General features: G+C 30.3%; 16 protein-coding genes and 1 other annotated feature. Of the genes, 14 read left to right on the top strand and 2 right to left on the bottom strand.

Annotated elements, in window-relative coordinates; translation table 11 throughout:
- The first annotated feature begins 316 nt into the window (after nt 1-316).
- The 4 genes from KDK92_RS01415 (at nt 317) to KDK92_RS01400 (ending at nt 4,694) form a co-directional block, all read left to right on the top strand.
- Entirely contained in the window at nt 317-1,363 is a 1,047-nt protein-coding gene (locus KDK92_RS01415) for a DUF2804 family protein (RefSeq protein WP_250857253.1), read from the top strand.
- 171 nt (nt 1,364-1,534) lie between these two features.
- A complete protein-coding gene (locus KDK92_RS01410; RefSeq protein ID WP_250857252.1) occupies nt 1,535-2,077 on the top strand; it encodes an ECF transporter S component in 543 nt (180 codons plus the stop codon).
- A gap of 13 nt (nt 2,078-2,090) precedes the next feature.
- Complete coding sequence (locus KDK92_RS01405; protein ID WP_250857251.1) at nt 2,091-3,224, top strand: pyridoxal-phosphate-dependent aminotransferase family protein; 1,134 nt, start codon at nt 2,091-2,093, stop codon at nt 3,222-3,224.
- A 153-nt stretch (nt 3,225-3,377) separates the two neighbouring features.
- A complete protein-coding gene (locus tag KDK92_RS01400) occupies nt 3,378-4,694 on the top strand; it encodes a bifunctional folylpolyglutamate synthase/dihydrofolate synthase (protein WP_250857250.1) in 1,317 nt (438 codons plus the stop codon).
- Nucleotides 4,695-4,763: 69 nt separating this feature from the next.
- On the opposite strand, the gene KDK92_RS01395 is transcribed toward KDK92_RS01400, so the two are convergent.
- Complete coding sequence (locus KDK92_RS01395; RefSeq protein ID WP_250857249.1) at nt 4,764-6,014, bottom strand: MFS transporter; 1,251 nt, start codon at nt 6,012-6,014, stop codon at nt 4,764-4,766.
- Nucleotides 6,015-6,417: 403 nt separating this feature from the next.
- On the opposite strand from KDK92_RS01395, the gene yedE reads away from it, so the two are divergent.
- The 3 genes from yedE to KDK92_RS01380 are packed head-to-tail and all read left to right on the top strand — an operon-like array spanning nt 6,418 to nt 7,921.
- Nucleotides 6,418-7,494: a YedE family putative selenium transporter gene (gene yedE / locus KDK92_RS01390; protein ID WP_250857248.1), complete on the top strand. Its 1,077-nt coding sequence runs from the start codon at nt 6,418-6,420 to the stop codon at nt 7,492-7,494.
- A complete protein-coding gene (locus KDK92_RS01385) occupies nt 7,475-7,681 on the top strand; it encodes a sulfurtransferase TusA family protein (protein ID WP_250857247.1) in 207 nt (68 codons plus the stop codon). Before yedE ends, KDK92_RS01385 begins: the two co-directional genes overlap by 20 nt.
- Before the next feature lie 3 nt (nt 7,682-7,684).
- Nucleotides 7,685-7,921 carry a putative Se/S carrier protein gene (locus tag KDK92_RS01380; protein ID WP_250857246.1) on the top strand — a complete coding sequence of 79 codons (237 nt, stop codon included), beginning with the start codon at nt 7,685-7,687 and terminating at the stop codon, nt 7,919-7,921.
- A 127-nt stretch (nt 7,922-8,048) separates the two neighbouring features.
- Here the strand turns inward: KDK92_RS01380 and KDK92_RS01375 are convergent, their stop codons facing one another.
- On the bottom strand, nt 8,049-8,792 hold the full coding sequence (locus KDK92_RS01375) for a phosphotransferase (protein ID WP_250857245.1): 744 nt from the start codon (nt 8,790-8,792) through the stop codon (nt 8,049-8,051).
- A 506-nt stretch (nt 8,793-9,298) separates the two neighbouring features.
- Nucleotides 9,299-9,537 (top strand) — a binding site (T-box leader).
- Between the two features lie 117 nt (nt 9,538-9,654).
- On the opposite strand from KDK92_RS01375, the gene KDK92_RS01370 reads away from it, so the two are divergent.
- From KDK92_RS01370 to KDK92_RS01340, 7 genes are all read left to right on the top strand, one after another.
- Nucleotides 9,655-10,845 (top strand): argininosuccinate synthase, encoded by a 1,191-nt coding sequence (locus KDK92_RS01370; RefSeq protein ID WP_250857244.1) that lies wholly within the window; start codon nt 9,655-9,657, stop codon nt 10,843-10,845.
- 96 nt (nt 10,846-10,941) lie between these two features.
- Entirely contained in the window at nt 10,942-12,312 is a 1,371-nt protein-coding gene (argH, locus tag KDK92_RS01365; RefSeq protein WP_250857243.1) for an argininosuccinate lyase, read from the top strand.
- Between the two features lie 111 nt (nt 12,313-12,423).
- The gene (locus KDK92_RS01360) at nt 12,424-13,020 is read left to right on the top strand and encodes a hypothetical protein (protein WP_250857242.1); all 597 of its coding nucleotides are present in this window, start codon (nt 12,424-12,426) and stop codon (nt 13,018-13,020) included.
- A 469-nt stretch (nt 13,021-13,489) separates the two neighbouring features.
- On the top strand, nt 13,490-14,848 hold the full coding sequence (rlmD, locus tag KDK92_RS01355; protein WP_250857241.1) for a 23S rRNA (uracil(1939)-C(5))-methyltransferase RlmD: 1,359 nt from the start codon (nt 13,490-13,492) through the stop codon (nt 14,846-14,848).
- Between the two features lie 346 nt (nt 14,849-15,194).
- Nucleotides 15,195-16,457 (top strand): alpha/beta hydrolase, encoded by a 1,263-nt coding sequence (locus KDK92_RS01350; protein WP_250857240.1) that lies wholly within the window; start codon nt 15,195-15,197, stop codon nt 16,455-16,457.
- A 212-nt stretch (nt 16,458-16,669) separates the two neighbouring features.
- Nucleotides 16,670-17,572 (top strand): cysteine synthase A, encoded by a 903-nt coding sequence (gene cysK / locus KDK92_RS01345; RefSeq protein ID WP_250857239.1) that lies wholly within the window; start codon nt 16,670-16,672, stop codon nt 17,570-17,572.
- Between the two features lie 317 nt (nt 17,573-17,889).
- On the top strand, nt 17,890-19,092 hold the full coding sequence (locus tag KDK92_RS01340; RefSeq protein WP_250857238.1) for an ROK family transcriptional regulator: 1,203 nt from the start codon (nt 17,890-17,892) through the stop codon (nt 19,090-19,092).
- Nucleotides 19,093-19,188 lie beyond the last annotated feature (96 nt).

Below are 19,188 nucleotides of genomic sequence, written 5' to 3'. Positions count from 1 at the left end.
GGGGCAAATTCTTAATTGAATTTGCCCTTCAGACTGTTTAAAAAGCTCAATCTCGGCGTCACTAAGGCTCTCTGCGCTACTCGAGTACCAAATGCGTACACTCTGCTGCTCGTTCGCCTAGTTCCTTGACCTTGAACTTTTTAAACAGCCTGACATTCTTAAGAAGGAAACAGATTCAAAACAAATTCAAAACAATATATTCAAACATTGCTATTTTGATATAATATATAAAAATAAATATAAATTTGCCTTAAGTTTACCTTAAATGAAATAATGTGGTATATTTAAGTTATATAATTTATAAGAGGTGATTTTCTTGAAAGAAAATAAAACTAAAACATTGGTAGATGAAAATAAAACTAGAGCATTGGTAGATGAAAATGGAACATTTAATTTTGGCACGTATAAGTACCCTATAGAGAATGTAAATATGCTCGACTGTCTTAAACCTTTTAAAATACGGACACTACGTAAATTGAATTATGCAAGATTAAAAGAATGGGAAGCATTTCAAGGTGGAAATGATAGATTCTTTATATTAGGATCAATATATAATGTCAAGTGGATGGCAATGAATATTATAATTGTTTATGATAAACTTAATGATAAGGTTTATGAATATAAAGAGAAGAGTTTAGAGCGTAAGTCGCAAATTGGTAAGGGAATGATGAATAATGTAACAGAGTTTACATTAAAGAATACAAACATTAAGTTTGTTAATAAGTTAGATTGTGGAGAGGTAACTATTCATTGCTTTGCAAGAGGGGATAAAACAAAGCCAGACATAGATATTAAAATAACAGGAAGGCATATAATTGACCCTAATGTTATATGTCATCCTTTTGGTATGAATAGAGGTGTTTATTCCCATAAAGAGATTATGAGAATGAATGGGGAAATGATTTTTGGAGACGAAAAAATAGTCTTTAATGAAGAGGATGCTTTTATGATAATTGATGATCACAAAGGTTTTTATCCTTTTAAAATGAAATATGATTGGGTAACTGGTTATGGGTTTGGAGAAAATGGCAATTTAATAGGCTTCAATCTAACGGATAACCAGGTAATCCAACCTCAGAAATATAATGAAAATTGTTTATGGAATCATAAAAAATACGAGTTGCCTAATATAAAATTTACACATGTGAATGAAAAATTATGGAATATAAAGGACGAAAAGGGTAAAGTGAATGTAGAGTTCACTATTTTAAATCAGTATGAATTAAAGTTTAATTGTGGAGTTATGTATAGTGATTATGAGGCACCTTTCGGAGTATTTAATGGAACAATTGAAACCGAGGATGGAATCTTCATAATGAAAGATTTCTTTGGCATGGGAGAGAAAAAAAGATTGAGATTATAACATAAAATAGGCTACCATTTGGAAGCCTATTTTTTTACTTTTTAAACTGTACCCGTACATTTGAAAAAAATGAGATTATCCATATAATAGATAGTAAGAAGAATAATACATAAATGCGCGCATGTATTTATAAATTTTAAGAAAATTTTAAATATTGTGGAGGGGTTAGATATGAACAATGAGGTGTTAAGAAAAACAACTGGTGTAAAGGATATAGCAATTATGGGATTATTTATAGCTATTGTTTATGTAGCAACAGCATTTATTCTCGTACCTGGACCATCGGAGGGTGGGTTGTTTCACATGGGAAATGTAGCTCATTTCACCATTGCAATAGTATTTGGAAGAAAAAAAGGAGCTATTTCAGGAGCTTTTGGAATGGCTTTGTTTGATATATTGAGTCCATATGCAGCATGGGCACCATTTACTTTCATAATTAGATTTGCTATAGGATATGTTATAGGATATATTGCACATATGAATGGTAAAAGAGGAGCTAATTTAATTCAAAATATTATTAGCATGATTCCAGCAACTATTATAATGATAGGTGGATATTATATGGCAGAAGGAATTATGTATGGAAATTGGATATCTCCAGCGGTATCAATACCAGGAAATGCTATGCAATGTCTGGTTGGAGCAATTTCAATTATTATAGCGCCAATACTGATAAAAACATTTAAGGCTAGAAGAATAGAAATAGAAATTTAAGGAGTCGAGAACTATGGAAAAATTAGTAATGACACCTGGACCAACATTTATACATGAAGATGTAAGAAGGGCCATGGCAAAGGAGATTACAAATCCAGATTTAGATTTAGAATTCTATGAGCTTTACAAGAATACTTGTGATGGATTAAAAAAAATTCTTAACACTAAAGAAGATGTGATAATTCTTTCAGGAGAAGGAATACTTGGCCTTGAGGCAGCATGTGCGTCATTGATAGAAGAAGGAGATAAAGTTCTTTGCATTGAGAATGGGATTTTTGGTGAAGGATTTGGTGATTTTGTTGAGATATATGGTGGAGAAGTAACTTATTTTAGAGGTGATAGGAGAAAAGGTTTAGAATATCATTTGCTAGAGGAGTTTTTAAAAGAAGAAAATAACTTTAAAGTTGCAACATTAGTCCATTGTGAAACTCCATCAGGTATTACAAACAATGTTGAAGATATATGTAAATTATTGAACTCATATGGTATTATAACAGTGGTTGATGCAGTGGCAAGTATTGGTGGAGAAACAATTAAAGTTGACGAATGGAAAATAGATATTGTTCTTGGTGGTTCTCAAAAATGTTTATCTGCACCACCAGGATTAACATTTATGAGTGTAAGTGAAAGAGCTTATAAGGCAATGAAAACAAGAAAAAGTAAGATAAGAGGATTTTATTTGAATTTGCTCATTTGGCAAGGGTGGTATGAGAATAAATGGTTCCCATATACTCAACCTATTAGTGATATATATGCTTTGAATGAGGCTGTAAGCAGAATGGTGAATGATAAAGAAAGAATAAAAAGACATAAAAGAATTGCAGAGGCGTGTAGAGCTAGTTTGGAAGTGGCGGGATTGGAATTATTCACATGTGATAGCCATTCAAACACTGTTACAACTGTCCTTCTACCTGAAAAAATAAATTTCAGTGAATTTAATAAAATAATGTTAGAAGAGCATAATGTTATGATTGCTGGAGCTTTTGGATTTTTAAAGGATAAGGTATTCAGAATTGGACATATGGGAGAAAATTGTAGAGTAGGAAGAATGGTAGAAACTTTGAAAGCTTTAAATGAAACTTTTAATAAGTTAGGAGTTGTTATTAAGGAAGACTTACACATAACTTTTTTAAAAAAACTAAAGTAGAACGAATTAAGGTCTAATAGGTGAAGTAAGTACCTATTAGACCTTTTGAAATTCAGATATTCTGAAGAATGAAGAATATCAACAATATTTGTTCTTTATTCTTTATTCTTTATTCTTTTTATTATGTGATATAATATGTCAGAGGTGATGATTATGAATTATAGTGAAGCTATGGATTTTTTAAATAGTTCTTCTAAATTTGGTATGAAACTAGGATTAGATAGAATAACTAAGATGCTTGAATTATTGGGTAATCCTCATAAAGGGCTAAAGTTTATACATATTGCAGGAACAAATGGTAAAGGGTCAACAACAGCAATGCTATCAAGTTCACTTATTGAAGCAGGGTATAAGACAGGGATGTATACTTCACCGTTTATTGAAAACTTTGAAGAGAGAATTCAAGTAGATGGTAAAAATATTCCAAAAGATAAAGTTGCAGAGTATATGCTTAAGATAAAGAACATAAGTGGAGAGATGGAAGCATTTGATTTAGGGGAAATTACATATTTTGAAATTGTAACAACTCTTGGATTTTTATATTTCAAAGAGATGAAAATTGATATTGGAGTAATAGAAGTAGGATTAGGTGGAAGGTTTGATGCAACTAATGTAATTAATCCAATTCTTACAATAATAACATCCATCAGTTATGATCACACACATATATTAGGCAATTCTATAAGTGAGATCGCCTTTGAAAAAGCTGGAATAATAAAGGAAAATGTACCTGTTGTTTTGTATCCTGTGGTAGAAGAGGCATACAATACTATAAAGAAAGTGGCTGAAGAGAAGAATGCAGATATCATTTACTTAGAAACACATATGGCAATAATAGATGAAATAGTTAAAAGTAATAATAATGAAAATGCAATTCAAAAAGTGACTATTAAAAATAGACATGAAGAAATTAAAATAAAACTTCCTTTGGTAGGAGCACATCAAGTAATGAATTGTTTAGTGGCGGTAAATTCATTAATTAAGTTAAATGAACAAGGAATGGTTATTACAGAGGATAATATCATAAAAGGTATAGAGAAAGTGAAATGGCCTGGTAGAATGGAACTGATGATTAAGGAACCTAGATTTATAATTGATGGAGCACATAATATAGATGCAATTAGGTATTTAAAAGAAAATTTAAAAATCTATTATGAATATGAAAAGCTATATATTCTAGTTGGTATACTTAGTGATAAAGATATTGATGAGATGATTAAGATAATCTCAGGGGAAGGCGATGAAATTATTTCACTTACCCCAAATAACATAAGAGCTGAGAATAGTGAGCAATTGAGTAAAAAGATAGCTCACTATAATCCTAATGTGAAAGCCATGGATAACTACACTGAAGCAATTGAATATGTTCTAGATAAAGCAGGAGAGAAAGATTTGATAATTGCTTGTGGGTCTTTGTATTTAATCGGAGAGTTAAGAGGAATAATTAAAAACATCAAAGGAAATGGATAATTGAGAATATAGAATTGAGAATGAAGGAGGGTTCTGACATCAGTCAGAACCCTCCTTCATATATTAGCCTTATTTATTATAAGTAAATTCACTATATTCATTTTTCTCTTTTCTTACATTTGAAATTACAACAAGAACCAGAATCATTATACTCAAAATTATAACTAGAAATGTAAATCCCATTCTCATGGATATTCTATTTGATATCATTCCAAAAGGTAGAGCTATAAACATAGTCATCCCACGTTTCATAAGGGAGTAGAATGATTCAGTTGTTGCTCTAAGCCCCCCTTGTATATTCTTATGAATCTCTGTAAGTACAACAGGTTCCATCACCGAATAACACAAGTAGAATAGGAAAAGTGGTATTACAACTAGATAGCTATTTGAAGCTATTAATAAAACTATACTGATTACAAGACCACATAAAGTTATTATAAACCCACTAAGTTTTGAGTAGAATTTACCTGCTTTTGATGAAAGTAATGATCCTAAACTACAGGCACCTAAACTGAAGAGACTGACTACACCAAATAAATATACAGGAAATCCAATATCCTTAATATAAATCTGGTAGAATTCATCAATTTGAGTGGTTATCCCAGCAGCTATTACTCCAGCTAAAGCTATTAATAAAATGTATGAGTTTTTTATAAAGAAGTTAAAGACTTCTTTCATATCGTCAATATTTTTTCTAATACCATAAGATTCATTATTATTTCCACCATTCTCATTACTTTTCTCAGGAACTGAAACATCGTAAAGGAATAGGCTGCATACAAAAGCCAGTACACAACTGAACAGAGATAAAAAGTAGTTAAAAGTATAGCTAGTATTGTATGCAATATATGCGCCAAGAAGAGCAGCGACAATACATGTACTATAATCAACAAATCTCAGTTTTGACATATGTTTATGAAAAGAATCCTCGTCTCCAAGTTCTTTTAGAGTATCATAAAAAATAGCATTTTCAGCACCGCTATTGAAAGCTTTTCCTATGCCTGTAGCTATGGCAGCTAAAGCGAACATAAAAAAGTTATGTGCAAATATTAAAATTAAAAATTCAAGGCATGTTAACAGTGATGCAATAACCATGAGCTTTTTTCTACTCCAAATATCAGCTAGATATCCACTGGGTATTTCCAGGGTAATAATAACCAAAGCATAAATAACTTCAGTGTATGCTACCATTTCTACTGACATTCCTCTTGATAATGAGAATAACCTTTCAATTACATAAGCAAATATCAAGTTGTGGAATATGGTAATTCCGTAGATACATAAGATATTTCTTCTTAATATTTTTTTAGATAAGTTCATTTTGTATCCCTCCGTTAAGAATTAATTGTTAATAACTAAATTGTTTAACAAAATTCTCATGGAGGTGGTCTCGATAATTGGGGTTAGTTAGGGCCGCGAGGGAACATAAGACTTCTCCTTTCATTGATATATTTCCATAAATGTTTATAAATATATTATAACTGTGATAAAGGTGTTATTTCAAGTTTCTTCTAATAGGTAAGTGGAAAATTTATTGATGAAGCAAGATACTGGTAGTAGTAACAATTATTCATTTGATTTTTAAATAGATAGTTGTACCATTATTGGAAATTACTATTTAACTTACCGTATATATATCTGATATATTTAAAGTGAAGGTTTGGTGTGAAAAAGAATATATTCAAAATAGCATTAAACAGAATAGATTTGAAGGGAGATTGTTATGGGTAGTAAAAAAGGTATTATATTTGCAGGGGCGGTTATAGGATTCCTCTCTGCTATGTTAGTTTTTTTCGGTAATCCTGGAAACATGGGGGTTTGTGTTGCTTGTTTCATACGTGATACGGCAGGAGCACTAGGACTTCATTCAGTAGAAAAGTTAAGCTATATTAGACCAGAGATAATTGGAATAGTTTTAGGTGCATTTATCATGGCTATAATAGGTAAAGAATTCAATGCAAAAGGTGGATCATCACCATTTATTAGATTTGTACTTGGGTTTGTAGTTATGGTAGGAGCATTAGTATTCTTAGGGTGTCCTCTAAGGATGATACTTAGACTTGGTGGAGGAGATTTAAATGCTATTGTAGGATTAGTAGGTTTCACTGTTGGTATAATAGGAGGAATCTTCTTCTTAAATAAAGGATTCAGTTTAAAGCGGACTTATAAATTAAACAAAGTAGAGGGATATTTATTTCCATTAATTTGTGTGGCACTAGCAGTATTGGTTATTGTTGCACCAGCATTTGTTACACTTAAGGCAAAGCATGCACCATTATTTATAGCTTTAGGGGTAGGCTCAGTTGCTGGTATACTTGCGCAGAGGACAAGACTTTGTATGGTAGGGGGAATAAGAGATTTATTTCTTTTTAAAGATGGATATTTGATTTCAGGATTTATCTCAATATTTGTTTTCGTACTTATTGGAAATATTATTTTTGGTAATCTTAATGTTGGATTTGTTGGGCAACCAGCAGCTCATAATGATGGTCTTTGGAATTTCTTGGGGATGTTTGTTGCAGGATGGGGTAGTGTCCTATTAGGGGGATGTCCTCTTAGACAACTTGTTTTGTCAGGAGAAGGAAATATTGACTCTGTGGTTACTATAATGGGAATGTTGCTAGGGGGCGCACTTAGTCATAACTTTGCATTAGCTTCAAGTGGAGCTGGTCCATCTCCAAATGGAAGGATTGCTGTTATAATTGGAATATTTATTTTGTTAGGTATTTCATATTTCAATATTGAAAAAGTTAAGGTTAAAATGAAAGGAGATGCTAAAGTTGATTCAAGTAGATGCTAGAGGACTAGCCTGTCCTCAACCAATAATGAAGGCTAGAGACATAATTGCAGAAAACCCACAAGAATTTGAGATAATAGTTGATACTGGAGCACCAAAGACAAACGTGCCAAGGTTCATAAAAAGATCTGGATATAAAGTGGAGTTAATTGAAAAGGAAGATGAAGTTACAATCATTGCGAGGAGATAGAGGATGACTTACTTTGCGTTATTTTTTACCTATACTGGAGCTATGAAATATGAGAAATTTCTAAAGAGTAAAGGTTGCTCATGTCAAATAATGCCCGTTCCAAGAAAATTAACTTCAAATTGTGGAGTAGGTGCGAAATTTACATTTGAAGAGGAAATCAATTCTGCTATTTCAGAAGATATTGAGAAACTTTTTAAGGTTAATGGCGAAGAATATACTTTGATTTATGAGGAAGAATAATCAAAATTCAATAATGAAATAAAAAAAGAGAATATAGATTTGATTCTATAATCTCTTTTTTTGAGTTTAAGAATAGTGTTGATTTTTTTAGAAATACTAGTAATTATACTCATGATGTTTTTCCTCATTATTTAATATTACCATTAATCAAAGCCATTAGTTTTTCTTCTTCATTACCGATATTTTCACTTAGTCGGGCTGCTGCAAGTACGGGTAACCAAGCGAGAATTCTTTCTTTTTCTTTGCCTGTTTCTTTGCAATATAACATCAAATACATTTCTGATAATTCTGGAAAATATAAAGAGTAAAGCAGATATGTTCTACAAGCATCACCATCAGCACACCCTATGGTGGAATCTATCCAATCAATAATCCAGTATTCTCCTTCACATACTAAGATATTATAACCATGAAAATCCCCATGGCAGAGTTTATTACCCTCTGGAAGATCATTTAAAAGTATTAGCATCCTTTCCTTAAGAGCTATACTTAAATTTTTATTACCTTGTATTTTATCTTTTAATTTATCCTTTAATGAAAATGGTAAAGAGACTTTTTTAGAATGAATTTTAACCTGTAATTTCACCATTTCTTTGAAATAAACTTCAATATTATCTTTATCATTAAAAATACAATCAAAAAGAGATATTCCTTTTATATAATCCATCTTTATTGCCATTTGATTATCAATATTCAATACTTCGTATGTTTTTGGAACTTGTAGTTCAGTATTCTCAATAATTGAATTTATCAATGCCTCATAAAAAACATCCGTCTTTTTATAATTCTCTTTAAATAATTTTATAGCATACTTCTCAGAACTGTATACTGTGGCTTGTGCCCCAGTACCAATTACTTTATTCAACTCCACTTTCCATTCCCCCTTAAATCACATCCATCTACTATTTTTAATATTAGAATTCTGTATCTTAGAATTTATTTGTTATGGTTCCTTGATGAAAAATCATCTTCCATACTAAGTTGTTTTATTTCAAAATTATGAGGAGTTTCCCCTAACTTTTTAATGATTAATAATAAAACAATTTTATTAAAAATAAAATTGTATATTTTAATCATTTTAACATAATTTACTAAATGGATAAAGTGTAATACGAAATATAAATAATTATAAATGGTATTATAATTATCTCTTAAAAGCTAATCACTATAAGGAGTTATTATGAGTAGGTAAAAAATACAAAAAAAAATCTATATAAATTAATTGACATAAGTTTTAACTTTATATATAATCATTATTAACACAACGCATAAATATGCAAAAACAAAGTTAAATATTCACTATGATATATGAATATGCATATATAATGAATAATTATGCAAAAGAATGAATAATGATAAATATCAATAATAGTAATTGTAAATTCTATGAAAAGGAAAGTACTTTTTTAAATCAGTCTTATAGAGAGCAGGGGATGGTGGAAGCCTTGTAGACAATAAGAAGGGAAGAGAGCCTTGGAGAAGCTATTTGAAAAGCTAGTGTTATTTACTAGACAAGTAGGATGTGCCGCTAACAGCGTTAAAATATTAAGAGAACTAAAATAGATTGGTTTATTTTAGTTAACTAGAGTGGTACCGCGAATATATTCGTCTCTAATTTTAGAGATGGATTTTTTTTATTATAAAAAATATACAAATAGGTCTTACAAAGATTAAAAAACATGAGAAAAGTGAATAATAAATCAAACAAACTAAAGAAGGGAAAGGTGTTAAGAATGAAAGAAAAGGTTGTATTAGCATACTCAGGAGGACTAGATACTTCAATAATCACAGCATGGCTTAAGGATAATTACGATTTTGATGTAATAGCAGCATGTATGAATGTTGGACAAGATGATGACATGACTCAAATTGAAGAGAAAGCTTTAAAATCAGGCGCAGTGAAAGTTTATATTGAGGATTTAATAGAAGAATTTATTGAAGATTATGTTTATCAAGGTATAAAAGCAGGAGCAGTATATGAAGGTAAATATTTATTAGGAACATCATTTGCTAGACCTTTAATGGCTAAAAAGCTTGTGGAAATTGCTCATAAAGAAGGGGCAAAATATATTTGTCATGGTTGTACAGGAAAAGGGAATGATCAGGTTCGTTTTGAAGTAGGTATAGCATCAATTGATCCAACTATAAAGATAATTGCTCCTTGGAGAATATGGGATATTAAATCAAGAGAGGATGCTATTGATTATGCAAATGAGAAAGGAATAGAAGTACCAGTAACAAAGGAAAAAATTTATTCAAGAGATCAAAATTTATGGCATATAAGTCATGAAGGAGGAGATTTAGAAGACTTAAAAAATGAGCATAAGTCTGAAATGTACTGTATGACAATATCACCTGAAAAGGCTAAAGATGAAGCATCATATGTTGAAATATATTTTGAAAAGGGTATGGCTAAGAAAATAGATGGTATTGAATTATCACCAGTAGACATCGTGAAAACATTAAATAAAATTGGTGGAGAAAATGGTATAGGTGTTATTGATATAGTAGAAAATAGACTTGTTGGAATGAAATCAAGAGGGGTATATGAAACACCAGGAGGAACAATTTTATATGCTGCTCATAAAGAGTTAGAATATATAACGTTAGATAAAGACACATTACAATATAAACAAATGATATCACTGAAGTATGCTGAATTAGTATACAATGGGTTATGGTTTACCACGTTAAAAGAATCACTTGATGGATTTATTAACAAGACTCAAGAAACTGTTACTGGAACAGTTAAATTAAAGCTTTATAAAGGAAATATTATGGTGGCAGGAATGGAATCACCTTATGCATTGTATGACGAAGGCATTTCATCATTTGGAGCAAGTGATTTATATGATCATAAAGATGCTGAAGGATTTATAAATTTATTTTCACTGCCTAGTAAAATAAAGGCTCTTAAATTTTAGTATAGTTATTAATAAAAAAATCAAAAACTAATATAAATGAAGATATTACAAATGCTAATATTAAATTATTGAGATTAGGAGAGGAGAAGTAAAACAATGAAGCTTTGGGGAGGTAGATTTTCAAAATCAACAGCATCTATAGTTGATGAATTCAATGCATCAATTGAGTTTGATCAAAAGCTTTATAAGCAGGATATTATAGGGAGTATAGCCCATGGTAAAATGCTTTGTAAATGTGGTATTCTAACAAATGAAGAAGGAAAAAAGATTATAGATGGGTTAGAAGAAATTCTTAAGGAAATCGAAGCAGGAAAGATTGAATTCAAATTGGAGTATGAAGATATTCATATGAACATAGAAAAAATATTAACAGATAAGGTTGGAGAAGTTGGGAAGAAACTCCACACTGCTAGAAGTAGAAATGATCAGGTTGCTGTAGATATTAGATTATATTTAAAAGAAGAAATAAATAACATATTAATATTATTAAAAAATCTATTAGCATCTTTGATTGATATGAGTAAAGAGAATGTAGACACTATAATGCCTGGATATACTCATCTTCAGAGAGCACAACCAATAACAGCAGCGTATCATATTATGGCATATTTTAATATGTTTAAAAGAGACTATACTAGACTTGAAGATTGTTTAGATAGAACTGATTATCTGCCACTTGGAGCAGGTGCATTAGCAGGAACTACTTATAACACAGATAGAGATTTTTTGGCGGAACAACTTAAGTTTTCTCATATCTGTGAGAACTCCTTAGATGCGGTTAGTGATAGGGATTTTGTTATTGAATTTATAAGCGCAGCATCTATAATTAGCATGCACTTAAGTAGATTTTGTGAAGAAATAATTATTTGGAATTCAGCAGAGTTTGATTTTGTTGAAATGGATGATAGCTATAGTACTGGAAGTAGTATAATGCCTCAGAAAAAAAATCCTGATATTGCAGAACTTATACGAGGAAAAACTGGAAGAATATATGGTAATCTCATGAACATTTTAACTATCATGAAATCACTTCCTTTGGCTTACAATAAGGATATGCAGGAAGATAAGATACCATTATTTGATACAGTTGATAATATTAAAATTTCTTTGGAAATATTTAAACAAATGTTGGTTACCATGAAATTTAAAAAAGATAATATGAAAAAAGCAACTAAAAATGGATTTATGAATGCTACAGATGTTGCAGACTATTTAGCTAAAAAGGGTATGCCTTTTAGAACATCTCACGCAGTTGTTGGAAAGATGGTGTTGTACTGTATTGAAAATAATAAAAATATAGATGATTTATCAATAGAAGAATTTTTGAGCTTTTCAGATTGTTTTTTAGAAGATATTTTAGAAAAAATTAAGATAGAAAATTGTATTGAATCAAAAGTATCCGTAGGGTCAACATCTAAAAGTAATGTATTGCAAATGATTAAAAAAGGTGAAGAGTTTTTGGGTTAGGAACTTTAAATAAAGGCAACCTACGCTTTTTAAAAATGAAAATATTATTGTAATCAATTGGTAACTTTTGTGATTTAAAATCGTATATTTTTAGAAAGGTAGGTGCTTTATATGAAAAAGATAGTTCTTTTTTCATCACTCATAATATGTATACTCATACTATTCATTAGTTTTCAAAACCCCAACATAGAAAAAAACACAAAAAGAATTACACCTCAGCAGAGCGTAAATAAAGAAAAAAACACAAAAGAAATCACATCTCAATCATCAGAGGATGATAATTATGAAGAAAATACATTAAAAAGTGAAAAATCAATAGTATATGCATTAGCCTTCGATTCAGTGTGGGAAATGGATAAAGCATTAAATTCGGATATTAAATACGTGAGCATTGATACAAAAACTTTTAAAGATTTTAGTGAAGAGGATAAAAGTGAGTTATTTGATTACATTGCCGAGAAATATAATGTAATTATGTTAGATATGAGTTTTGAGGAATTACAGGATGAAGGTTATGTTAAAGACTTGTATTTTGAAGAAGGAATTTTGTTTAAAGTAGATAAATATAATTCTCATTCCACAAATTCAGTTTCTTTTGAAGGTAGTAAATGGCGTTCAGGATTAGGTGCAATAGGGTTTTCCTTTAAAGGGGAAAAGAAAAATAATAAATGGGAATTGGTAGAATGTAATATGACATGGATTAGTTAATTAACAAAAACATAATAGGTAAATATAAATTTAAAAAATCGGATGGTTCAAAAAAATAGTTTTATATGAACATTATTGTTAAACATAGCTTAAATAGGATATATGGTATTAATTAAAAAGAACAATGAGATAATCAGGCATGGATAAGGAAAGAAATTTACGAACTTCATTCGATAATTACAATATTAATGAAAACTCTAGATGTATCATATTGATTTATGATATATCTAGAGTTTTTCTTTTTCAGCATTTTTTTAGATTAAAGATAATATTTAATGGCTAAGGAAATACTAAATTAGAAAAGTATTATAGAATAATAGGTAAAAGCTGAGATATGTCTTTACATCAGAGTACTTAAATTGATATAATTCAAAATGGACTGCTTTGCAATTTTAAAAAAGTGGAATTATTTGTAGATATGTTTAATGCATATATCTATATTAAATATAGAGTTCAAGGAGAAGATCAAATGAAAAAAAGACAGAATTACGAATTTACAATAGAAGACGTAGAATTTCCTTCACATGGAATAACTTATGTGAATGGAAGAAAAGTACTTATTAAGAATGCATTAAAAGGACAAAAGGTAATTGGTAAGGTAACAAAGAAAAACAGTGAAAGAATCGTAGCTAAGCTTATGGAGGTTGTGGAAGATGTAGATTATAAAATTCCACCAGTATGTAAGCCATTCACAGTAGGGTGTGGAGGATGTGCTCATCAAGATATATCTTATGAAATGCAACTTGAGTCAAAAGAATATCAGGTAATGAAGCTTTTCAGAGAAGCTGGAATAGATGGATTTGAGTATGAAGGTATTGAAGGAAGTCCTGATGTTTTTGAATATAGAAACAAAATGGAGTTTACTTTTGGAGATATGGAAAAGGGCGGAGAATTAACTCTTGGAATGCACGTTAAGAACAAGAGCTACGCAATATGTACTGTTGATGATTGTCAGATAGTTGATGAAGATTTCAGAAAGGTTCTTTCAACTGCAATAAACTATTTCCAAGATAAAGAACTACCTAAGTATAGAGTAATGCAGCACACAGGATATTTAAGAAATCTTGTTGTGAGAAAAGGAATAAACACAGGAGAAATCCTTGTAAATATAGTAACAACTACACAATTAGAGTTTGATATGAGTGAGTTCGTAAAAGAAATATTAGCTCAGGAATACAAAGGTGCTATTACTGGAATAATTCATACTTTCAATGATTCTCTATCTGATGTTGTTCAAGCAGATAGTGTTGAGGTTTTACACGGGAGAGAATTCATTTATGAAGAACTTCTTGGATTAAAATTCAAGATAAATCCATTCTCTTTCTTCCAGACAAATACAAGAGGTGCTGAGAAATTATACAGTATAGTAAGAGATTATATTGATAATACTGAAGATAAAGTTGTATTTGACCTATACTGTGGTACAGGAACAATCGGTCAGATAGTTGCACCTAAAGCTAAGAAGGTTGTTGGAATTGAACTTATAGAAGAGGCAGTTAAGGATGCTAGAGAAAATGCTAAACTTAACGGACTAGAGAACACTGAGTTCATAGCAGGTGATATAGCTAAGGTTATCCATACAGTTAAAGATAATCCTGATATTATTATCTTAGATCCACCAAGAGCTGGAGTTCATCCGTTTGCTCTTAAGTATGTATTGAAGTTTAATGCACCACAGATCATATATGTATCATGTAATCCTAAGACTCTTGTTACTGATCTTAAGGACCTTGAAGCAGGTGGATATAAAGTTGAGAAGGTTATGTTGAAGGATATGTTCCCTCATACGCCTCATTGTGAAACTGTGGTTAAGTTGAGTAAAAAATAACAATTGAACTCCTAGTAATTAAGCCGTTTTAGGGTTAAATGCTAGGAGCTTATTTTTTATAAAAGTTTATGATTTTAAAAATAAAGAGCAAATTAATGGTGTTAAAGTAAGAATTGGTAGTTGATAGGGTATAAGGGAATACGTTAATCAGAATTTAATATAAAGTAGCGAAAGACTATGAATGGGAAAAATTTTAATGGAGTCAAGGAGTATATTAATGAACATGTGTATTTTGTAAGGCTGTTGTAAGGAGATTGTAAGGGGTGTGTAAGAATATTGTAGTATTATATATAATAAGGAAGATATTACATATTTGTCTAAAATATTTAAAGGGAGTGACTGCCAAATGAAAAAAGTTGCAAGTATTTTTATACTCATCTTATTTACCCTCTTGGTTTTTTGCGGCTGTAAAATGAAAGAATCTACAAAACATGAAGGTAATAAATACTCAGAACTTGAAAGTGCAGTAATTATGGATTTAAAAGAAAAGATAGAAAAGGGAGATACTGAAGCATTACAAGAATTTTGGAATAATTTAGAGAATAAGGGTACTCCAATAATAGAGGAAATCGAAGGAGATTCAGAAAATGCGTTAGTTACTTTTATTTACAAAGAAGATTATGAAATTGATAATGTTGTTGTTTTGATTCCACCATTTGAAGTAGAAAAAAAGCTAGAAAAATTATTAGATACAAATTTGTGGTATAAAACTTGTAAAATGAGAAATGACCTTCGTTTTATTTATGATTTTTCTGTTAATGACCCTTTAGATGGTAATTTCCATAGCAAAATACTTGAATTTGATAGACTTAATAAAAATAAATTACCTGCATTCAATGGTAATCCTTATGTTGTTATGCCAAATGCTCCAGATAATTTTTGGACTATTGAAAGAGATGATGTACCTAAAGGTAAATTAGATGAACATAAATATTATAGTGAAAAATTAGATGAACAACGAAGCATCAAAATTTACACACCAAATGGTTACAGCAAAGAAAATAAACCATATGGATATTTAGTTCTAACAGACGGTGGAGCATATATTGAATTCCTCTCAGCAGTTACAGTATTAGATAATCTTATAGCTGATAAAAAAATTCCACCTATGGTTGCTGTATTTGTAGAAACTCATTCTCGGAGGAGTATTGATATGACGTATAATGATGAGTTTAGTTATTTTCTTGCTCAAGAATTAGTGCCTTGGATGAAAAATAATTATAATATTTCTGACAACCTTAATGAAGCAATTATGGGCGGTACGAGCTTAGGTGGATTAAATGCATCTTATGTGGGATTAAAATACCCAGATACCTTTGGAAATGTTCTTTCTCAATCAGGTGCATATTATATTAAACCAACAGAAACTGATGAAGATAATTGGTTAGCTGAGCAATTTAATTCAAAGGACAAACTACCTATGAAAATTTATCTTGATATAGGTATACTTGAATCTAAAGAGATGATTGATTCAAATCTTTATTTTAGAGATACCCTAATTGGAAAAGGATACTCTGTACATTTAGAAGAATTTAAAAGTGGACATGATTATTTATCTTGGGGAGAAACTTTAGCCAAAGGATTAATATGGCTTATTGGAACGGAGTAAAGATTTAGTATTAGCTTCTAAAAATTATTATAACTTTAAAATGGAAAGTAACAATAACAGCATAGAAACTACTCTATGTTGTTTTTTTTACGCATTTTTAGTAAATATTTGATATTATTTGAAGATTAAATTAATTAGTAGTTACATATAATTACTTTGTGAATACTTTAATATAAAAGAAATAATAAAGCATTAATATGGAGTGATTAATTATGATACTTGAAAATATAATTGATGCAATTGGAAATACACCATTAATATCTCTAGAAAAATATTTAAATGCATCAATATTTGCTAAGTGTGAATTCCTCAATCCAGGAGGAAGTATAAAGGATAGAATAGCAAAATATATGATAGAGGAAGCGGAGAAAGAAGGAAAATTGAGATCAGGTATGACTATTGTAGAACCTACCTCTGGAAACACTGGTATTGGTATTTCTCTTGTTGGTATAAGAAAAGGATATAAGGTAGTTATTGTAATGCCTGAAAATATGAGTGAGGAACGTAAAAAGGTAATCAAAGCTCTTGGGGCTGAGTTAATACTCACACCTAAGGAAGAAAGTATAGAAGGGGCCCTTAAAGAAGTTGAAAGACAGCAAAATCAGAATAAGAATGTTTTTGTACTAAATCAGTTTGAGAATCCGAATAATCCTCTTATTCATTATAAAACTACTGCAGTGGAAATATGTAATCAGCTCAATGAAAAGGTTGATGTTTTTGTTTCAGGATTAGGAAGTGGTGGAACTTTAGCTGGAGTTGGAAAGTATTTAAAAGAAAAATATCCATCATGTGTTATAGCTGCTGTTGAACCTAAAAATGTATCAGCTTTACTTGGGCACGAACCGGGGCTTCATAGAATTGAAGGAATTGGCGATGGATTTATACCAGATATTTTAGATACATCTATAATCAATGAAGTTATAGAGGTTACAGATGAGGATGCCATAGCATATGCAAGAAAATTAGCTAAAGTATGTGGATGTTTGGTTGGAACATCGTCTGGGGCTAATATGTGGGCAGCTATTAAAATGGCTGAAAAATATGGTAAAGATAAAAATATAGTAACTATACTACCTGATAGAGCAGAGAGATATTTTAGCACATCACTTTTATAGATATAAACAGAAAATATAGATTATAAGCTACACTGTTTCAGAATTTTAGTTAAGAAATGAGTCATGGGTATCAGGAGTCAAAATATCTGGTTGAGAAGCATTCTACTTTCTCTTCCCAGGTGTTTGCCTCACTCCATGGAAAGATGGATATTGCCCTGTTATTTTTACTTCTCTATAGTATATGCTTGAGTGTATGAAATTTCATTAGGTAATTCTGAATAATTGAGTATAAATCTAAAGTGTCTTGACAATTAAATTTTACATTGATAGACTATAAATATATACTTTATTTAATAAACAAAGAAAGTTGTGAATATATGAAAATAATTAATAGAGCAGATAAAAATCTAATTAAAAAGATTAATACAAATTCAATATTAAAAACAATAAGAGAGCGTGGCCCCATCTCAAGAGCCGATATATCGAAAATAGTAGCACTGAATCCAGCAACTGTATCTAGTAATGTTTCAGATCTTTTAGATAAAAAAATCATAAGAGAAGTTGGAATAGGAGAATCAAGTGGAGGAAGAAAACCAATTCTCTTAGAGTTGAATAGTAGTGAAAATTACATAATAGGCGTTGATATGGGAATAAAGAAAGTTACTACTGCCTTAGTTGATATCAATGGAAATGTTATTAATAAAGTTATATTACAATTTAGTGAAGAAAAAGATTTTGATTCAATCGGTGAAACTTTAAAAGAATCCATTTATAAAGTTGTAGAAGGGTATGACGATAACTTTCAAAAGACAATAGGAATTGGAATGGGAATTCACGGTCTTGTTGAAAGTGAAAATGGAATATCGATTTATGCACCTGCTTTTAATTGGCATGATATTAATATTGTTGATATATTTCAAAAGGAATTTAATAAAACTGTAATTATAGAAAATGATACAAGAGCAATGGCTCTTGGAGAAAAGTGGTTTGGAGCAACAAAGGATTCAAAAAACTTTATACTTTTAAATATTGGAACGGGTATTGGAGCTGGAATATATTTAAATGGAGATTTGTATAAAGGGAATAACTTTGGTGCTGGAGAGATTGGCCATGTAAGTATGACAAATGAAAAAATTAAATGCAAGTGTGGCAAATATGGTTGTTTTGAGAGTATAGCTTCAGGAGAAGGCATAGTAAATAGATTTGAATCCAAAATAAAAAGTGGAAGAAAATCCAGCATATTAAATAAAATGGATATATCTAATATTTCATCACTGGATATCTACAAAGAAGCTTTAAATGGAGATCAGCTTTCTATAGAAATATTAAAAGAAACAGGAAGGTATATAGGTACTGGTATTTCAATGGTTGTTAACATTTTAAATCCTGATAGTATTATATTAGCAGGAGGGGTTTCAAGAGCTAGAGAATTTATATATGAAGAAATACAAAAAACTGTTTTTGAAAAAAGCATGAATCATAATTTGAATAATATATATATTGGAGAGACTTCTTTAAAACAAGATGCGGGTATTATTGGTGCTGCAACTTTGGTAATCAGAGACTTGTTTAGTATTTAATCTGATATTAAAATATAAGATGATTTACCCCAAAGATCAAACTCAATGAATAAGTTCTTGGGGTAAATCAAAAAAGAAAGTTTTTTTACGCACTTA

It is taken from the genome of Oceanirhabdus seepicola (assembly GCF_023684385.1).
GTDB classification, from domain to species: Bacteria; Bacillota; Clostridia; order Clostridiales; family Clostridiaceae; genus Oceanirhabdus; species Oceanirhabdus seepicola.
Note: the sequence above shows the minus strand (reverse complement) of the source record. Positions and strands in the feature narration are given on the sequence as shown.